The organism is Pseudomonas sp. PDM05 (assembly GCF_014851685.1).
GTDB lineage: Bacteria > Pseudomonadota > Gammaproteobacteria > Pseudomonadales > Pseudomonadaceae > Aquipseudomonas.
Genome location: NZ_JACVAC010000005.1, coordinates 271,153 through 288,751, shown reverse-complemented (window position 1 = coordinate 288,751; position 17,599 = coordinate 271,153). Strand labels below are relative to the sequence as shown.

Sequence of the window (17,599 nt, the reverse complement as noted above, 5' to 3'; positions counted from 1 at the left end):
GGGAGTAGTCCTTGTCTGTTTTATGATGAGCCTAATCCTGCCACAGAACCGATTCGGAACGCTCGCTCCAGGTTTGCAAATGTGCACCGTAAGTCGATTCGATCACGTTGCGCTTGATCTTCAGGGTCGGCGTCAGGAACCCGTTCTCCACTGCCCAGCTGTCCTTGACCACCACCAACTGGCCCAGGCGCTCATGTTTATCCAGCGCCTGGTTGACCTGTTCCAGCCAGCGCTCCAGGTTGGCGCGCAGGGTTTGCCGATCGAGGTCCAGCGTCGACAGCACGCATAAGCCTATCGGCGCGCCCAGGCCATCGCCGACCACGCACACCTGCTCGATGTGCGCGTGTTCGGCCAGGCGGTTTTCAATCGGCGCCGGCGCCACATATTTGCCTTTGCTGGTCTTGAAGATTTCCTTGAGCCGCCCGGTCAGGCGCAGGCGGCCGTCGGCATCCTGCTCGCCCTTGTCGCCGGTACGCAGAAAGCCGTCGGCAGTCAGGGTCTCGGCGGTTTTCTCGGGGTCCTTGAAATAGCCGAGCATGGTCGCGCCACTGCGCACCTGCACTTCGCCCGAGGCGTCGATGCGCACTTCAACCCCAGGGCACGGCAGGCCGATCCAGCCGATTGTCTGCTGGCCGGGACGACACACATGGGAGTAGCCGCAGCTCTCGGTCATGCCATACACCTCCAGCACATCCAGGCCCAGGCGCTGATACCAGCGCAGCAGTGCTTCGGGCACGGGCGCCGCACCGGACAGGGCAATGCGCAACTGATCCAGGCCGAGGCCCGCCAGCACTTTATGGCCGATGCGCCTACCGATAAATGGCAGGCGCAACAGCAGGTCGAGGCGTTTTTGCGGGATCTTGGCGTAGACGCCCAGCTGGAATTTGGTCCAGATACGTGGCACGCCAAACAACGCCGTCGGCCGCGCCCGGCGCAGGTCAGTCAGAAACGTATCGAGGCTTTGCGCGAAAAATACTGTTTGCCCGGTGTAGATGGCCGCCATTTCCACAAACATCCGTTCGGCCACATGGCACAGCGGCAAGTACGACAACAAGCGGTCGCCCTCCCCCAGCCCAAATAATTCAGTGCCGCGCGTGGCCGCGAACCCCAGGGCGCCGAAGCTGTGCATCACACCCTTGGGCAAGCCGGTGGTGCCGGAGGTATAGATGATGGTCGCGAGGTCCGACGCCGCAGGTGTGGGGTTATCCTGGATCGGCGAGCAGGCCTGCAAGTCGGCCCAGCGGAAATCGAACGCGCCCACCGGGCATAGCGGCAGGCTGATGGTCGGCACCCCCTTCGGCACGCCCGGTGCCATCGCGGGCCAGTCGTCCAGCTTGCCGATAAACGCCAACGCGGCCTCGGAGTGCGTCAGCACATGGGCGACGGAATCGGCGGTGAGGTTGGGGTAAAGGGGGACGCAGACGTGCCCGGCCATCCAGATCGCCAGGTCGGCAATGATCCAGTGCGCGCAGTTTTTCGAGATCAGGGCAATGTGCGAACCGTGGGGCAACTCGCGGGCGCGCAGCCAGTGCGCGGCGCAACGGGCCTGATGGCCCACCTCGGCCCAGGACAGGCGTTGCACTTCGCCGCCGCCGACCGGCTGCACCAGGAAAGTCTGGCGCGGATGGCGCGCTTCGCGTTCAAAGAAGACCTGCAACGGCAAACGAAAAGCGACGGGCATGGGACGCGCTCCTGTGTGGTCCGATCATAGCCAACCAAGCACTTGCTTGGTTGACTATATATCACACACAAAGCAGCGATCCATCCTACGGATTCTTGACGCTGACCAGGCTCATCAGCCCCGCCAGCGGAAAATCCCCTTCCAGTTCCGCGAGGCTTGCGGTGTGCATCGGTTGCGGCTGGCGCTGATGGCCGTGTTGCAAAAAGCTGATCAGGCTGCCCACCAACGGCTGGTGGCTGACTAGCAGCACATTGTCATCCGTGTCGAGGTGTTCCAGCACCTGCAACGGATTGCCCTCGGGGGTCAGCCACGGCACCGTAAGGATCTGTGGCTCAAAGCCGAGCGCCTGGCGCACCAGTTGCGCGGTCTGCTGCGCCCGCACATAGGGGCTGGCGATGATTGCGCTGATGGGCTGGCCGATCAGGTGCGCGGCGCTGCGCAACACTTCGCCGCGACCGTGCTCGGTGAGATTGCGCTCGGCATCCGTGCGGGCGTGCCCTTCGGCTTCACCGTGGCGCAGAATCCACAGCTTCACAGTTTCGGCTCTTCATCACGCACCGGGTGCGGTGCCGGCGGCACGCTGTGGGCGGCTTCGCCCTCGGGTGCGCGCGGGGTGGGCCAATCGGCGAACGGCCAGGGCTTTTGCTCGGTATGGAAGCTGCCGAAACGGCCGATCTGCGCAAGGAACTGGCTGAGGCTATCGCCAAAGTTCATCAGGCCCAGGTTGGGCGCGCCGTAGATCAAGCGGTAGATCAACTGCACCACCACCAACGCGCCGAGCAGGAACTGCGCGACTTGCCACACCAGGGCAAACACCAGCATCCACAGGATGCGCAGGACAATGGATTCGTACTTGGGCGCTGCTTTCGGATCGTTCATGACGCGTTCCTCAGTTGAAACCACTGGTGGAAATAAAGTCGACATCGGTTTTCGGTTCGGCGCGCATCAACAGTTCGATCACCTGGTTCAAGGTACGCCCTTCAAACAGGATCGCATGCAACCCGGCAACCAACGGCATGTACACCCCGACTTCCTGGGCCTTGGCCTTGAGGACCTTGAGGGTGTTGACGCCTTCGGCCACTTCGCCCAGGCGCGTCACCGCGTCTTCCAGGCTCAAGCCCTGGCCCAGGGCGAAACCGACTTGGTAGTTGCGGCTTTTCGGCGACGAGCAGGTGACGATCAAGTCGCCCACGCCCGCCAGCCCGAGAAAGGTCATCGGGTTGGCGCCCTGGTTCACCGCAAAGCGGGTCATCTCGGCCAGGGCGCGGGTGATCAGCATGCTCTTGGTGTTTTCGCCCATGCCCAGCGCCACCGCCATGCCGGCGATGATCGCGTAGACGTTTTTCAACGCACCGCCCAACTCGACGCCAAACCGGTCGCCACTGGCGTAGACGCGGAAGGTACGCCCGTGCAACACCGCCTGCACGCGCTCGCACAGCTCTTCGTCTTCACTGGCGATGACCGTGGCGGTCAGCGCGTGTTCGGCGACTTCCCGCGCCAGGTTCGGCCCGGACAGCACGCCAATACGCGCCTGGGGAGCGATCTCGGCGAGGATTTCGCTCATCAGCATGAAGGTCTGCGCCTCGATGCCCTTGGTCAGGCTGACCAGCAGCTTGCCCGCCAGGCGCTCGGCGTGGGGCGCCAGTACCGTGCGCAACGCGCTGGACGGCAGCGCGACGAAGCACAGGTCGCAGTCCGTCAGTGTCGCCAGCAAGTCCGTCACGGGCTCGACCGCCGGGTGGATCTTGATGCCTTTAAGGTAACGGGGATTTTCGCGGTGCACCCGGATGGCTTCGGCCTGCTCGGGATCACGCATCCACTGGCGTACCACGTGGCCGTTCTCCGCCAGCAGGTTAGCCACGGCGGTGCCAAAACTTCCGCCTCCAAGGACCGCAATAGGGCGCTGTTCAGTCATATGCAATCCGTTAATCCATACCAATGGCGATGGCCGCATTATACGGGGCGACCCGCTTGCGGCCAGCCCCCGTGTCAATTCGTTCACATGTCGGAAAATGCCACACCCGTGTGAAGTAATTGCAAGTCCTACGACTGGCAAAAGGCCCGACCTCAGTTAACATGGGCGGCTATCCGTCATTATCAAGGCCGTTCCGTGTATTTGGGCCCTCCTCCCCGTTCATCAGTGTTGTGGCTGCTGCTGTGCAGCGGCGCGGCCATGGCCGACGATCTGTTCCTCGACAACCAGCCGTTGCCGCAGGTCCTGACCGCGACGCGCCTGAAGCAATCGGCGGCGGCCGTGCCGGGCAGCATGACCGTGATCGACAGCGAGTTGATCAAGGCCAGCGGCGCGCGGGACATCAGCGAGCTGCTGCGCCTGGTGCCGGGGATGATGGTCGGCTACACCACCGGCAACCAGGCGGCGGTGAACTACCACGGCACCAGCGCCAGCGATGCGCGACGCATGCAGGTGTTGATCGACGGACGCTCGGTGTACCGCGCAGGCCTGGCGACCGTGGACTGGAGCGACATTCCAGTGGCGATGGAAGACATCGAGCGCATCGAAGTATTCCGCGGCCCCAATACCGTGAGTTACGGCGCCAACGCGCTGATGGCGGTGGTCAATATCCTCACTCGCTCGCCGGCCAACAGCCAGGGCACGCGGGTCAAGGTCATCCGTGGCGAACGCGGGATCAACGACTTCTACGCCAGCCAGGGCGTGCGCTGGGACACTGGCGACTTGCGCCTGTCGCTGTCGGGGCAACAGGACGACGGCTTTGACAGCGATGCCGCCGGCGCCGACCGCCGTGACAGTCGCCGTCTCAACCGCTTCAGCCTGGCCGTGAGCCAGACGTTGAACGCGCAACAAAGCATCGACTGGCAGCTGAATGCCAAGGAAGGGACCAACCAGCGGCCCTACACCTACATGCCGGTATTCGCGGGGATTACCGAAGGTGGCGACAATTCGGACGTCACCGCCAAGGACTACGCCGGCTCCCTGCGCTGGAACTTCGATTTCAATCCCGAGCACAGCCTGTATATCCAGGGCTCTGCCCAGCAGTGGGATCGCCGGCAGATCTGGAAGGCCTGCGACGCCAAGGTCTCGTTCAGCCCGGAACTGACGCGCCTGTGGCAACTCAATCCCAACTATGCCGAGCAACTGGCACGGCACATGGACAGCTACAGCCAGGGTGTCGCCCCGCCCGGCAGCGCCGACGAGCAAGCACTGGGTAACCAGGTCCTGGACCAGTGGCGCAACGGTGCCAGCCAGAGCGTGTGCGGCGACATCAACCAGAGTACCCGTGAAAACCGCTACGACCTGGAGATCCAGGACACCCTGAGCCTGTCCGACAGCCTGCGCCTGGTCAGCGGTGTGAATTATCGCTATGACCGCGCCGACTCCGACACCTACTTCAACGGCACCCTGGACGACACCACCTGGCGCCTGTTCGGCCAGTTGGAGTGGCGCGCCAGCGAACACTGGTTGTTGCAGGGCGGCGCGATGTTCGAAGACACCCACCTCAGTGGCAGCTCGCTGACGCCACGGGTGGCGGTCAACTACCTGATCAACCCGCGCCACGGCCTGCGTGCGGTGTACTCCGAGGCGATCCGTTCGCCGGACATGTTCGAAAACAACGTCAACTGGAGCTACCGCGTCACCAACCTCAGTTCGCCGACCTACGGGCAGAATTCCGGCCAGTACTTCGTGGTGACACGCGGCCCGGGCAACCTCGACAAAGAGCTGATGCGCTCGCGGGAACTGGGCTACAACGGCTTCTTCGCCGACCTCGGGCTGAACCTCGACGTGAAGCTGTTCTACGACGAGATCACCGAGATGATCAGCTCGCCGCTGCGCAACAACCAGTTCATCGCCAGCAACGCCAACAGTTCGCGGTTTACCGGTGCCGAATCGCAGTTCGACTGGCGCATGAGCAGCGCCGACCGCCTGCGGCTGACCTATGCTTACGTCGACGCCACCACCAGCAACCCCCGGGACAAAGCCCAGACCGCGCGTAACAGCGGTTCGGCCGGCTGGCTGCGGGAATGGGGCCAGGGTTGGTCCAGCGCGCTGTTCTACTATGGCGACGACGCACTCAATCAATATCGCTTCGAACGGGTCGACCTGCGGGTGGCCAAGCGCATTGCCCTGGGCAAAGCCAACGTGGAGCTGGCCGGCATGTTGCAACAACGCCTCGATAACCAGCCCACCACCTGGGCCGACAACAATTACGACCACCGCCACGTGCTCTACTTCAGCGCCGAGTTAGAGTTCTGACATGGGCGCAAAGTCAAGGATGACCCTCCTCTCAATACTCAGGCTTTGGCGGCGCGCCCTGCTGCTGGCGTGCCTGCTGCCGAGCACGCCAGCGTGGAGTGCCGACATCCTGCTCACCGCCGCCGAAGACGGTGCCGGCGTGCAGGCCTTCGTCGACGCCCTGGCCAAAGAGCGCCCGGAAGACCGCGTGACCTTCACCCCGCTCAAGGACCTGCCCGCGCCGAGCCGCCTGCCTGCGGCCACGCACCTGATCCTGCTGGACCTGGCCGGCCTCGACTGGCGCCTGCAAGACAGCCTGGGCCCTCCGACCCTGGTGCTGCGCATTAGCCGCCTGCAAGCGCGGCAACGCCTGGGCAACCATCTTCCGGCGCGGATCAGCCTGCTCTGGAGCGACCCGCCGCTGGCGCGCCAATTGCGCCTGATCACCCACATCCTGCCCCAGGCCCGGCGCATCGGCGTGCTCTACGCCGCCGACAGCGAATTCCTGCTGCAAGAGGTGCGCGAGTACGCCAAGTCCATGGGCCTGGAGGTGGTGCCACAGCTGTGGGACAACACCAACGACAGTCGCCCGCTGCAAAACCTGTTCAAGAGCAGCGACGTGCTGCTCGGCCTTGATGACCCGCAGCTGTACAACCCGAAAACCGTGAAGAACCTGCTGTTGAGCAGCTACGCCCGGCAATTGCCGCTGGTGGGGCCCAACGCCGGGTTTGTCCGCGCTGGCAGCCTGGCCAGTACCTACAGCGATCAGGCCGATTGGCTGGCGGTGCTCGACCGCCTGCTCGACCAGCCACCGGCCACCTGGCCGCGCACGCTGTACCCGGAACATTTCAAAGTCGCGGGCAACCCGCAAGTCGCACGTTCGCTGGGGCTCGAAGAGGTCGATGAACGCGACGTCGCCGCCCGGCTGGCCGCAGGAGAAAAACGCCCATGACCTTACGCCGTCGTTGGGACATCAACACCCGCACCCAACTCATCACCCTGGGCCCGGCGCTGTTGCTGACGCTGCTGTTGATCAGTTTCTTTACCTTCGTGCGGATCCAGGACCTGCGCCAGGAACTCGACCACACCGGCCAATTGATCGCCAACCAGTTGGCACCGGCCACCGAGTACGGGGTGATTTCCGGCAACAACGATGTGCTTGAAAGCCTGTTGCGCGCGACACTGGCCACGCCCCACGTGCGTTTCCTGGAGATCCAGGACAGTGCCGAAAACATCCTGGTGTACGTCGAGCAGCCGTCGGAAAGACATGACCGCTCGCTGTCGGTCAAAGTCTTCCAGGCGCCGATCCGCTTGCAGCATATCCAACTGGGCAATGACTTTTTCCAGGACAACCTCAACGAACCCAAGGCGCCGCGTGCGGATTATCTGGGCCGGGTGATCGTCGGCATGTCCAACGATGCGTTCAGCCAGCGCCAGCAGGAAATCCTGCTCAAGGCCGGCATCCTGGCGATGTTTGCCCTGCTATTCACCTTTCTGCTGGCACGCCGTCTGGCGGCGAGCCTGTCGCAGCCGATCAGCGCCATGGGCAATGCGGTCAAGGCAATCCAGCAAGGCGACTACAAAACGCCGCTGCCGATCGTCGATGACTCGGAATTGGGCGACCTGTCGCGGCATATCAACAACCTGGCCGAAGGCCTCAACCAGGCCAGCCGCGAGCAGCACCAGGCCATGGCGCAGTTGATCCAGACCCGTGAGGAAGCGGAGCGGGCGAACAACGCCAAGTCGGATTTCCTCGCAATGATGAGCCATGAGCTGCGCACGCCGATGAACGGCGTGCTGGGCATGTTGCAGCTGCTGGAAACCACCGAGATGACCGAGGAGCAGACCGAGTACGCGGCACTGGCGTCCGAATCCACCGAACATCTGCTCAAGGTGATCAACGATATTCTCGACTTCTCGCGTATCGAACGTGCCGCCCTGGAGCTGGAGCATATTCCGTTCAACCTGGCAGACCTGATCAACAGCTGCGCCCAGTCCTTCCAGCACAGCGCCCAGCAACGCGGGCTGACCTTGGAGCTGCCGATTCCGGCGGGGATCGAGGCGCTGCAGGTACAGGGCGATCCGACGCGAATCCGGCAGATCCTGGTGAACCTGATCGGCAACGCACTGAAATTCACCGAACACGGCACGGTGACCATCGAGCCCCAGTGGCAGGTCCTCGATCACGAACTGTTGTGGTTTACCTGCACCGTGCGCGACAGCGGCATCGGCATTTCGGCCGAGCGCCTGGAGCTGATGTTCGATGCGTTCCAGCAGGCCGACAGTTCCATTTCAAGACGTTACGGCGGCACCGGCCTGGGCCTGCCGATCGCCCGCACCCTGGCCGAACGCATGGGCGGCACCTTGCGGGCGCAGAGCGAAGAAGGCCGTGGTTCGGTGTTTACCCTGGAAATCCCGTTGGCCATCGACCAGCAATACCTGCCGAAGATTGCCCATGACAGCGAAGGTAAAAACAGTGCCGGTGATGGCCGCCATGTGCTGCTGGTGGAAGACAACCCGGTCAACCGCACCGTGGTCGAAGCCATGCTGCGCAGCCTGGGCTTTGAAGTGAGCCTGGCCATCGATGGCGCCGAGGCGATCCGCAGTGCCGAGAGCCTGATTTTCACCGCGATCCTGATGGACTGCCGACTGCCGTTGGTCGACGGCTACGAGGCGACCCGGCAAATCCGTCAACTGCCGGGCTGCGCCGACCTGCCGATCATCGCCCTGACCGCCAACGCCTTGCAGGGCGACCGCGAAGCGTGCCTGGCCGCCGGAATGAACGATTACCTGGCCAAGCCATTCAAACGCACGGATTTGCAGCAAATTCTGCAGCGCTGGGTGCAATAGCGCCGCGCCATCAGCCAACTCCGACTGGCGTGAAAGACGAAAGTGCGGCAGTCTTAGGCACCCAAACGGACCGATAAACAGGCCCGGTTTAAAATTTCAGTGAACAAGTGTACATTCAGTGCCTTGCCGCTGTGACTTTCACTACAACGCAATAGTCTATGTGTAGGCTGCCGGTATGAAGCGTAACGCTTCAGTCGGTTCGGGAAGATCTACCCTACCCTGCCGCATGGGATTATTGAGGAGCTCGCATGACCAAACAAAACGCCTTTACCCGGGAAGACCTGCTGCGCTGCAGTCGCGGTGAGCTGTTCGGCCCAGGTAACGCGCAACTGCCCGCCCCGAACATGCTGATGGTGGATCGCATCACCCATATCAGCGAAGAGGGTGGCAAGTACGGCAAAGGTGAATTGGTCGCCGAGCTGGATATCACCCCGGACCTGTGGTTCTTCGCCTGCCATTTCGAAGGCGATCCTGTAATGCCAGGCTGCCTGGGCCTCGACGCCATGTGGCAGCTGGTCGGCTTCTTCCTTGGCTGGCAGGGTCTGCCGGGCCGCGGTCGCGCCCTGGGTTCGGGCGAAGTGAAGTTCTTTGGCCAGGTCCTGCCGACCGCCAAGAAAGTCACCTACAACATTCAAATCAAGCGCGTCCTCAAGGGCAAGCTGAACCTGGCCATCGCCGATGGTTCGGTGAGCGTCGACGGTCGCGAGATCTATACTGCCGAAGGCCTTCGGGTCGGCGTATTCACTTCCACTGACAACTTTTAAGGGTTATCCGCATGCGCCGCGTCGTTATCACTGGTCTGGGCATCGTTTCTTGCCTGGGCAATGACAAAGAGACCGTCACCGCTAACCTGCGTGCAAGTCGCCCTGGCATCCGCTTCAACCCGGAATATGCCGAAATGGGTCTGCGTAGCCAGGTTTCCGGCTCCATCGACCTGCCCCTCGAAGAACTGATCGATCGCAAGATCTATCGCTTCGTCGGCCACGCTGCCGCCTACGCCTACCTGGCCATGAAAGACGCCATCGCCGACTCCGGCCTGAGCGAAGACCAGGTTTCCAACGTACGCACCGGCCTGATCGCAGGTTCCGGCGGCGCATCGACCCTGAACCAGATGGAAGCGCTGGACATCCTGCGCGAAAAAGGCGTGAAGCGCGTTGGCCCGTACCGTGTCACACGGACCATGGGCAGCACCGTTTCGGCCTGTCTGGCCACGCCGTTCCAGATCAAGGGCGTGAACTACTCGATCTCCTCCGCGTGCGCCACCAGTGCTCACTGCATCGGTACTGCCGTTGAGCAGATCCAGTTGGGCAAGCAGGACATCGTATTCGCCGGCGGCGGTGAAGAAGAGCATTGGAGCCAATCGTTCCTGTTCGACGCCATGGGCGCCCTGTCCACCCAGTACAACGAAACCCCAGAGAAGGCCTCCCGCGCCTACGACGCCAAGCGTGACGGTTTCGTCATTGCCGGCGGCGGCGGCATGGTGGTGGTCGAGGAGCTGGAACACGCCCTGGCCCGTGGCGCGAAGATCTACGCGGAAATCGTCGGTTACGGCGCCACTTCCGACGGCTACGACATGGTTGCCCCAAGCGGTGAAGGCGCCATCCGTTGCATGCAGATGGCCATGTCCACCGTGGATACCCCAATCGACTACCTGAACACCCACGGCACTTCGACCCCGGTCGGCGACGCCAAGGAAATGGAAGGCGTGCGTGCGGTATTCGGTGACAAGGCCCCGGCCATCAGCTCCACCAAGAGCCTGTCCGGCCACTCCTTGGGCGCCGCCGGCGTTCACGAAGCGATCTACTGCCTGCTGATGATGGAAGGCAACTTCATGGCGGGTTCGGCCAACATCGACGAGCTGGACCCAGCCGTTGCTGATATGCCGATCCTGACCAAGACCCGTGAAAACGCAAAAATCGACACCGTGATGAGCAACAGCTTCGGCTTCGGTGGCACTAACGCCACCCTGGTGCTGAAACGCTGGCAGGGCAAGTAAGGCCTGTAGCTTGATTGCATGAAAAAGCCCCGACTGGTTCGGGGCTTTTTCATGGGGGTATGGAATCCATGTGGCAAGAGCGCTTGCTGCAATTGCGCGAATCTGGCTAAGACGAAAACGCGATATAAACCCCTAACACAATCGCGGCGAAAGTGATTGTAGAAAACATGGAACACCCGAACGCCGCCATGCTCTATAACTGCATGACCTTCATCCTGCCCCCCTTGTGAGGTTCGCCATGCCTGTTACCGTCAATACGCTCAACCACGACAACTTTCGCCACAGCCTGAACATCGACAACCACGAGCTGTTCACCGACCTGCCCAAGAGCCTGGGCGGCGATGACTCGGCGCCCTCCCCCCACGACTACTTCGACGCCGCCCTGGCCTCGTGCAAGGCATTGACGGTCAAGCTCTATGCGCAAAAGAAAGACATCCCGCTCACCGGCGTGACCGTGGAAGTCACCCACGACGCAACTGAAGAGCAGAAAGGCAAATACAAGCTCAACGTCAAGCTGACCCTCAAGGGCGTGCTCACCGACGCCCAGCGCGATGAACTGCACCGCGTGGCCGACCGCTGCCCGGTGCACAAGCTGATGACGACGGCCGAGATCAGCATCGACACGCAATTGTCCGAAGGCGCGTTCAGCCAGTAACAGCAACATCCTCCCGAGCGGGTTATGCTCAACGGCATCCAACCCGCTCAGACTGGGATGCACCATGACCACCCTCACCGTGATCCGCCCTCGCCCCGAAGATGTCGAAGGCCAGCCGATCCTGCGCCCGCTGCCATCGCGTGAATGCCGCAGTGTCGGGCCCTTCGTGTTTTTCGACCATATGCTGCGCACCCAATACGCACCGGGCAGCGGCATGAATATCCGCCAGCACCCGCACATCGGCCTGTCGACCCTCACCTACCTGTTCGAAGGCGCCTTGCAGCACAAGGACAGCCTCGGTTCGGACCAGGTGGTGCAGGCCGGCGATGTCAGCTGGATGACCGCCGGCAGCGCGATTGCCCACGTCGAACGTACCCCCGCAGCGCTCCAGGCCAGCGGTTTCAGCCTACACGGGCTGCAAGTGTGGCTGGCCTCGCCGAGGGACCACGAAACCGGGCCGGGGCATTACAGCCACCACCCGGCGGCGAGCCTGCCGGTGAGTGACAACCTGGGGGTGCAGATCCGGCTGATCGCCGGCAATGGCTTCTGCCTGAAATCACCGGTGCCGGTGCTGTCGCCGACGCTGTATGCCGAAGTGCGGATGCAGACGGCCACGACCCTGCTGATTCCGGATGAGCATGAGGAACGCGCGGTGTACCTGCTGGCAGGCGAAGCGCAATTGGACGGTGAGACGCTGGAGGTGCACAGCCTGGCGGTGTTGCCGGCAGGCCAGGAGATGGCGTTGTTTGCCGAGACGGATTGCCACCTGGTGATATGTGGCGGCGCGCCACTGGATGGGCCGCGGCGGATCAATTGGAATTTTGTCGCGAGCGATCCGGCGGTTATCGAGCAGGCGCGGCAGCGTTGGGCGGCGGGGGATTGGCCGACGGTGCCCGGTGAAACAGACAGGATAGAGTTGCCGGTGAGATAGCCATCGCGGGCCCCCACTCCCACATTTTGATGTGTGAATACATTCAAATGTGGGAGCGGGCTTGCCTGCGATGAGGCCAGCACAGGCGCTGAACAATCAGCCCCGGAACACTTCATCCAACAAATCATGCATCGACTTGAACGCCCGCTTGGCGGTCTTCGCGTCATACATCATCTTGCCCGGCACGTTCGCATGCGGATCGGTGAAGGAATGCACCGCACCGCCGTAGCTCAGCAATTGCCAATCTACACCGGCTGCGTTCATTTCCTCTTCGAACGCGGGCAGTTGCTCTCTCGGCACCAATGGATCGGACGCACCGTGCAGCACCAGCACTGAACCCTGGATGTGCTTGGCGCCTGCCGGGTTCTGGGTGTCGAGAGTGCCGTGGAACGACACGGCAGCCTTCAACGGCGCTCCGGTACGCGCCAGTTCCAGCGCACAGAAACCGCCAAAGCAGAAACCAAAGGTCGCCAGCTTCGAGGTATCCACCTCGGCCTGGCCCTGCAGTTGCGCAAAGGCCGCCTGCAAGCGTTTGATCAGCGCCGGGTTGTCTTGCTTGAGCGGCATCATCGCCGCACCGGCTTCATCGCCATTCGAGGGGCGCACGGTTTGCCCATACAGGTCGGCGATCAGCACCACGTAGCCTTTGCTGGCCACGCTCTTGGCGATCTCCTCGGCACCCGCACTTACCCCCATCCAGTTCGGCGCCATCAACAGGCCCGGCAGCGAACCCTTGTGGCTGGCATCGAACGCCAGGCGGCTTTCGTAGGACTGGCCATCAATCTGATAGACCACGGAACGCACAGTGACTTGGCTCATCATTTACTCCAGTTGAGGTGCACTAGAACGAAAAAGCCCGCCGAAGCGGGCTTTTCTACAACGGTGTCAGACCGACAGTTCAACCAACAGCTTGTTCAGGCGGCGCACATAGGCGGCCGGATCTTTCAAGCTGTCGCCAGCGGCCAGGGCCGCCTGGTCGAAGAGGATGTGCGACAGGTCGCCAAACCGCTCTTCGTTCTGCTCGCCGTCGAGTTTCTCGATCAGCGGGTGAGCCGGGTTGAATTCGAAGATCGGCTTGGAATCCGGAACCTTCTGACCGCTGGCTTCAAGGATCTGACGCATCTGCAGGCCCAGATCCTGCTCGCCGATGGCCAGGATCGCCGGGGAGTCGGTCAGCCGGTGGGAAACCCGCACTTCACTGACCGCATCGCCCAGGGACGCCTTGATACGCTCAACCAGGCCTTCTTTGGCCTTGGCGACTTCTTCGGCTTCTTTCTTCTCTTCTTCGGAGTCCAGGTTCCCCAGATTCAGGTCACCACGAGCCACGTCGACGAAAGACTTGCCGTCGAACTCGCTGAGGTAGCTCATCAGCCACTCATCGATACGATCGGTCAGCAGCAGCACTTCGATGCCTTTCTTGCGGAAGACTTCCAAGTGCGGGCTGTCCTTGACTGCTTCGTACTTCTCGCCGGTCAGGTAGTAGATCTTGTCCTGACCTTCCTTGGCGCGTGCCAGGTACTCGGCCAGGGACACCACCTGCTCGCCGTCGTCGCCCTGAGTGGAAGCAAAACGCAACAGGCCGGCGATTTTTTCTTTGTTGGCGAAATCTTCAGCCGGGCCTTCTTTCATGACCTGGCCGAAGTTTTTCCAGAAGCTTTTGTATTGCTCAGGCTCGTTCTTCGCCAGTTTTTCCAGCATGTCGAGCACGCGCTTGGTCAGCGCCGACTTCATGGAGTCAATGATCGGGTCTTTCTGCAGGATTTCCCGCGACACGTTCAGCGACAGGTCATTGGAGTCGACCACGCCTTTGATAAAGCGCAGGTACAGCGGCAGGAAGGATTCCGCCTGGTCCATCACGAACACGCGCTGCACGTAGAGCTTGAGGCCTTTTGGCGCTTCACGCTGGTACAGGTCGAACGGCGCACGGGTCGGCACGTAGAGCAGCGAGCTGTATTCCAGCTTGCCTTCGACCTTGTTGTGGCTCCAGCTCAGCGGGTTTTCGTAGTCGTGAGCGATGTGTTTGTAGAACTCCTGATATTCCTCGTCCTTGATCTCGGTACGCGGACGGGTCCACAGGGCGCTGGCGCGGTTAACGGTTTCCCATTCCTGCTCAGGCTGTTCCTCGCCTTCGACGGCAGCCTTTTCTTTCGGCAGCTCGATCGGCAGAGGGATGTGGTCGGAGTACTTCTTGATGATGTTGCGCAGACGGTAACCGTCGGCGAACTCATCTTCACCAGACTTCAAGTGCAGCACGATGCGGGTACCGCGGTCGGCCTTTTCGATAGTGGCGATCTCAAATTCGCCCTCACCCTTGGACGACCAGTGCACGCCTTCGCTGGCAGCGAGGCCGGCACGACGGCTGAATACTTCAACTTTGTCGGCAACGATAAAGGCCGAGTAGAAGCCCACGCCGAACTGGCCGATCAGGTGCGAATCCTTCTTCTGGTCACCCGACAGGTTCTTCATGAAATCAGCAGTGCCGGATTTGGCGATGGTACCCAGATGGGTAATCGCGTCTTCACGGCTCATGCCGATACCGTTGTCTTCGAGGGTGACGGTGTTGGCGTCCTTGTCGAAGCTCACGCGGATTTTCAGTTCGGCGCCACCTTCCAGCAACTCAGGCTTGGACAGGGCTTCGAAACGTAATTTGTCGACGGCGTCAGAGGCGTTCGAGATCAATTCGCGAAGGAAAATTTCCTTGTTGGAATACAGCGAATGGATCATGAGGTGCAGCAGCTGCTTCACCTCGGTCTGGAAGCCCAGGGTTTCCTTTTGAGTTTCCACACTCATGGTCATCAAACTCCAATTGGATGGCAGTGGCCGCGCCCTTGAGGGTTGGCGGCGGGTTGTCATCAAAGTTGGGGGCTAAGACAGGGATTTCAAGGGCGGCTCGCTTCCTCGATTTTGAAATGCGCACGGGCAGTGGCAATCGGTTCCGCCGCGGTGCTCTGCCACGCAGTGATCGCGACATTCGCCACCCGTCGGCCCTGACGCCACACCTGGCATTTGGCGTAAGTGTCGCGAAACTGGCCCGCGCGCAGGTAATCCAGGGAGAAATCGATGATTTTCGGCAACCCCGGCGCGCCGGTGAACACCAGCAGGTGCAGCGCCGCCGACAACTCCATGAAGCCTGCAATTACGCCTCCGTGGAGCGCCGGCAATATGGGGTTACCAATATTGTCCTTACTGGCCGGCAAGCGAAACAGCAACTCATCGCCCAAACGGGTGCATTCGATGCCGATCAGTCTGGCGTAGGGGATCTGCTCCAGCAGCGCTGCATAGTTGCCGCGTGCGTGGGCCTGTTCCAGGCGGGTCTTGAATCGATGGGTCATGCCTGTGCTCCCCGGATGGTGCTGCCCAATCCTTGTGTGCCTTTAAGCCGCTTGCCCATACGCATGAACGTGCCCACCACATGGGCGATGGGTTGCTGCGGGTCATCCTGATAGGCGAAGCCGCGGGTAAAGATCACGTCGGTGGTGACCCGGTAGCATTGGGCGAAGCCGTACACCGGCTTGTGGGGTTCGGCGGGATGCATGTAGTCGATGCGCAGGTCGAGGGTTGGACACACCTCGAACTCCGGCAGGACGCACAGGGTCGCCATGCCGCAAGCGGTGTCCATCAAGGAGGTCAAGGCGCCGCCGTGGATCACGCCGGTGTGCGGGTCGCCGACCAGGTGCGGGGCATACGGCATGAGCAGCGTAATACCCTCCCCGCTGGCCCCATGGGCGGTAATGCCCAGCACCTGGCAATGGCGCAAGGCCGATACAAAGCGCGCCGCGCGCTCTAACAAAGGGTTTTCGGTCATTCGTTCGAGACTCTTATTAGTGTTGATCGAGGCTATCGGTGGCGCCGGAAAAAGTTCCTTTAAGTCAGTGGTTTATATATCTGTGAAACAAAAGGAACTAATGCTGGAGCCCCATGCTCGAAAGGCCAGTAGATATCTTCAATAAGGAGAAACAACCCATGCGCAAGACTTTAGCTATTTCCATGATGCTGGCCGCTGCCCTCGGTCTGGCTGCCTGCGACAAAAAATCCGAAGACAAAGCCCAAGACGCTGCTGCACATTCCGAGCAAGCTCAGAAAGACATGTCGAAGGCTCAGGATAAAGTGAACGACGCTGCGAAAGAAAACGCCGAAGCTGCCAAAGCTCAGGCTGAATCGAACGCCGCCGCCGCAAAAGAAGCAGCACCTGCTACTCCAGCCACCGGTTCTTGAGACCGCGGTTTGAAATAGCCTGACTGCAAAAAGAAAGCCCGCTTAGATTGCGGGCTTTTTTGCGGCTGCTGTTTGAGCTGAAACGTTAATCAAGCCAGCTCTTTAACCGCCTCCGGCTGTGCCGTATCGGTCGGGGTAAACACCATCACTTGCAGTACGTCGGAATGAAACTCCCGGCGATACAGCACCAGCACCACCCCGCTGCTCATCAGCATGAACAACCAGGGGCTGACAAACCACGCCAGCATGGTCATGCCGAAGTAGTAAGAGCGCAGGCCAAAGTTGAATTGGTTGGCTGCCATGGAAATCACGCGGGCCGCTCGCAGGGCGAACGCCTGACGTTCCTGCTCGGACACGTGCCGCTCACCGATCATCGGCGCAGACCCCACCAGCACTGCCGCAAAGTTGTACTGGCGCATGCACCAGCTAAAGGTGAAGAAGGCGTAGACGAACACCAGTGCCAGGCACAGCAACTTGATTTCCGACATACCCTGGGACGCCTGCTGCACCATCGGAATGTCCGCCAACAGCGACACCGCCCGCTCCGAGGCGCCCAGCACCGTGAGAATACCGGCGAGGATGATCAAGGTGCTGGAAGCGAAGAACGAGGCGTTACGCTCCAGGTTGCCGATCACGCTGGCGTCGGCGATGCGGTTGTCGCGCATCAGCATGCGGCGCATCCAGTCTTCGCGATACAGATGCAACACACTGGCCAGGCAGGCCGTGTCCCGGGCCTTCCAGGTGGCATAGCGGGTGTAGCCACCCCAGCACAGGGCGAACCAGAAGGCGGCAAGCAGGTGGATCTGATTGGTTTCGATGAACGACATGCGGGCCCCTATGACGAGCGCGATCAGTGTGGGAGCTGGTTTGCCTGCGATGGCGCCTACTCAGTCACTGTTGTGCCAACTGACAGTCCGCTATCGCAGGCAAGCCAGCTCCCACACTGACCGCGTTTCAACTTGAATTTTTCTTAACCTGTTCGACGTTAGCCCAGGCGAAAAGACACTGCCTGACACTCAAAAAAAATGCCCCGTATCGATTGATACGGGGCATTTCGGTAG

General features: G+C 61.4%; 17 protein-coding genes. 8 read left to right on the top strand and 9 right to left on the bottom strand.

The genetic code is table 11. From position 1 onward, the window contains the following. Positions 1-31 precede the first annotated feature (31 nt). From IB241_RS13355 to IB241_RS13340, 4 genes are all read right to left on the bottom strand, one after another. On the bottom strand, positions 32-1,681 hold the full coding sequence (locus IB241_RS13355; RefSeq protein WP_192298841.1) for an AMP-binding protein: 1,650 nt from the start codon (positions 1,679-1,681) through the stop codon (positions 32-34). A gap of 85 nt (positions 1,682-1,766) precedes the next feature. Then, entirely contained in the window at positions 1,767-2,216 is a 450-nt protein-coding gene (sixA, locus tag IB241_RS13350) for a phosphohistidine phosphatase SixA (protein WP_192298840.1), read from the bottom strand. Further along, positions 2,213-2,560 (bottom strand): DUF4389 domain-containing protein, encoded by a 348-nt coding sequence (locus tag IB241_RS13345; protein WP_192298839.1) that lies wholly within the window; start codon positions 2,558-2,560, stop codon positions 2,213-2,215. Before IB241_RS13345 ends, sixA begins: the two co-directional genes overlap by 4 nt. Before the next feature lie 10 nt (positions 2,561-2,570). Next, positions 2,571-3,596, bottom strand: a complete 1,026-nt coding sequence (locus IB241_RS13340; RefSeq protein WP_192298838.1) for an NAD(P)H-dependent glycerol-3-phosphate dehydrogenase — start codon at positions 3,594-3,596, stop codon at positions 2,571-2,573. A 195-nt stretch (positions 3,597-3,791) separates the two neighbouring features. Between IB241_RS13340 and IB241_RS13335 the strand changes: the two genes are divergently transcribed. The 7 genes from IB241_RS13335 (at position 3,792) to IB241_RS13305 (ending at position 12,323) form a co-directional block, all read left to right on the top strand. Then, entirely contained in the window at positions 3,792-5,912 is a 2,121-nt protein-coding gene (locus tag IB241_RS13335) for a TonB-dependent receptor plug domain-containing protein (RefSeq protein WP_318652599.1), read from the top strand. Between the two features lies 1 nt (position 5,913). Beyond that, entirely contained in the window at positions 5,914-6,843 is a 930-nt protein-coding gene (locus IB241_RS13330) for an ABC transporter substrate-binding protein (protein WP_192298837.1), read from the top strand. After that, on the top strand, positions 6,840-8,741 hold the full coding sequence (locus IB241_RS13325) for an ATP-binding protein (RefSeq protein ID WP_192298836.1): 1,902 nt from the start codon (positions 6,840-6,842) through the stop codon (positions 8,739-8,741). The genes IB241_RS13330 and IB241_RS13325 overlap by 4 nt, the downstream gene beginning before the upstream one ends. A gap of 248 nt (positions 8,742-8,989) precedes the next feature. After that, positions 8,990-9,505, top strand: coding sequence for a 3-hydroxyacyl-[acyl-carrier-protein] dehydratase FabA (fabA, locus tag IB241_RS13320; protein ID WP_010211704.1), 516 nt, complete (start codon positions 8,990-8,992; stop codon positions 9,503-9,505). A gap of 11 nt (positions 9,506-9,516) precedes the next feature. Continuing rightward, entirely contained in the window at positions 9,517-10,737 is a 1,221-nt protein-coding gene (gene fabB / locus IB241_RS13315; protein WP_192298835.1) for a beta-ketoacyl-ACP synthase I, read from the top strand. 238 nt (positions 10,738-10,975) lie between these two features. Continuing rightward, the gene (locus IB241_RS13310; protein WP_192298834.1) at positions 10,976-11,392 is read left to right on the top strand and encodes an OsmC family protein; all 417 of its coding nucleotides are present in this window, start codon (positions 10,976-10,978) and stop codon (positions 11,390-11,392) included. A gap of 64 nt (positions 11,393-11,456) precedes the next feature. Then, positions 11,457-12,323 carry a pirin family protein gene (locus IB241_RS13305; protein WP_192298833.1) on the top strand — a complete coding sequence of 289 codons (867 nt, stop codon included), beginning with the start codon at positions 11,457-11,459 and terminating at the stop codon, positions 12,321-12,323. Between the two features lie 96 nt (positions 12,324-12,419). Here the strand turns inward: IB241_RS13305 and IB241_RS13300 are convergent, their stop codons facing one another. The 4 genes from IB241_RS13300 to IB241_RS13285 form a co-directional block, all read right to left on the bottom strand. Next, positions 12,420-13,142, bottom strand: a complete 723-nt coding sequence (locus tag IB241_RS13300; protein ID WP_192298832.1) for a dienelactone hydrolase family protein — start codon at positions 13,140-13,142, stop codon at positions 12,420-12,422. A 66-nt stretch (positions 13,143-13,208) separates the two neighbouring features. Further along, complete coding sequence (htpG, locus tag IB241_RS13295) at positions 13,209-15,113, bottom strand: molecular chaperone HtpG (protein WP_192298831.1); 1,905 nt, start codon at positions 15,111-15,113, stop codon at positions 13,209-13,211. An 89-nt stretch (positions 15,114-15,202) separates the two neighbouring features. After that, on the bottom strand, positions 15,203-15,655 hold the full coding sequence (locus IB241_RS13290) for a PaaI family thioesterase (protein ID WP_192298830.1): 453 nt from the start codon (positions 15,653-15,655) through the stop codon (positions 15,203-15,205). Then, positions 15,652-16,128: a PaaI family thioesterase gene (locus tag IB241_RS13285; RefSeq protein WP_192298829.1), complete on the bottom strand. Its 477-nt coding sequence runs from the start codon at positions 16,126-16,128 to the stop codon at positions 15,652-15,654. Before IB241_RS13285 ends, IB241_RS13290 begins: the two co-directional genes overlap by 4 nt. Before the next feature lie 158 nt (positions 16,129-16,286). On the opposite strand from IB241_RS13285, the gene IB241_RS13280 reads away from it, so the two are divergent. Beyond that, positions 16,287-16,538 (top strand): hypothetical protein, encoded by a 252-nt coding sequence (locus IB241_RS13280; RefSeq protein WP_192298828.1) that lies wholly within the window; start codon positions 16,287-16,289, stop codon positions 16,536-16,538. An 89-nt stretch (positions 16,539-16,627) separates the two neighbouring features. Here IB241_RS13280 and IB241_RS13275 read toward each other — a convergent pair whose 3' ends face one another. Next, a complete protein-coding gene (locus IB241_RS13275) occupies positions 16,628-17,365 on the bottom strand; it encodes a DUF599 domain-containing protein (RefSeq protein WP_192298827.1) in 738 nt (245 codons plus the stop codon). Between the last annotated feature and the right edge of the window lie 234 nt (positions 17,366-17,599).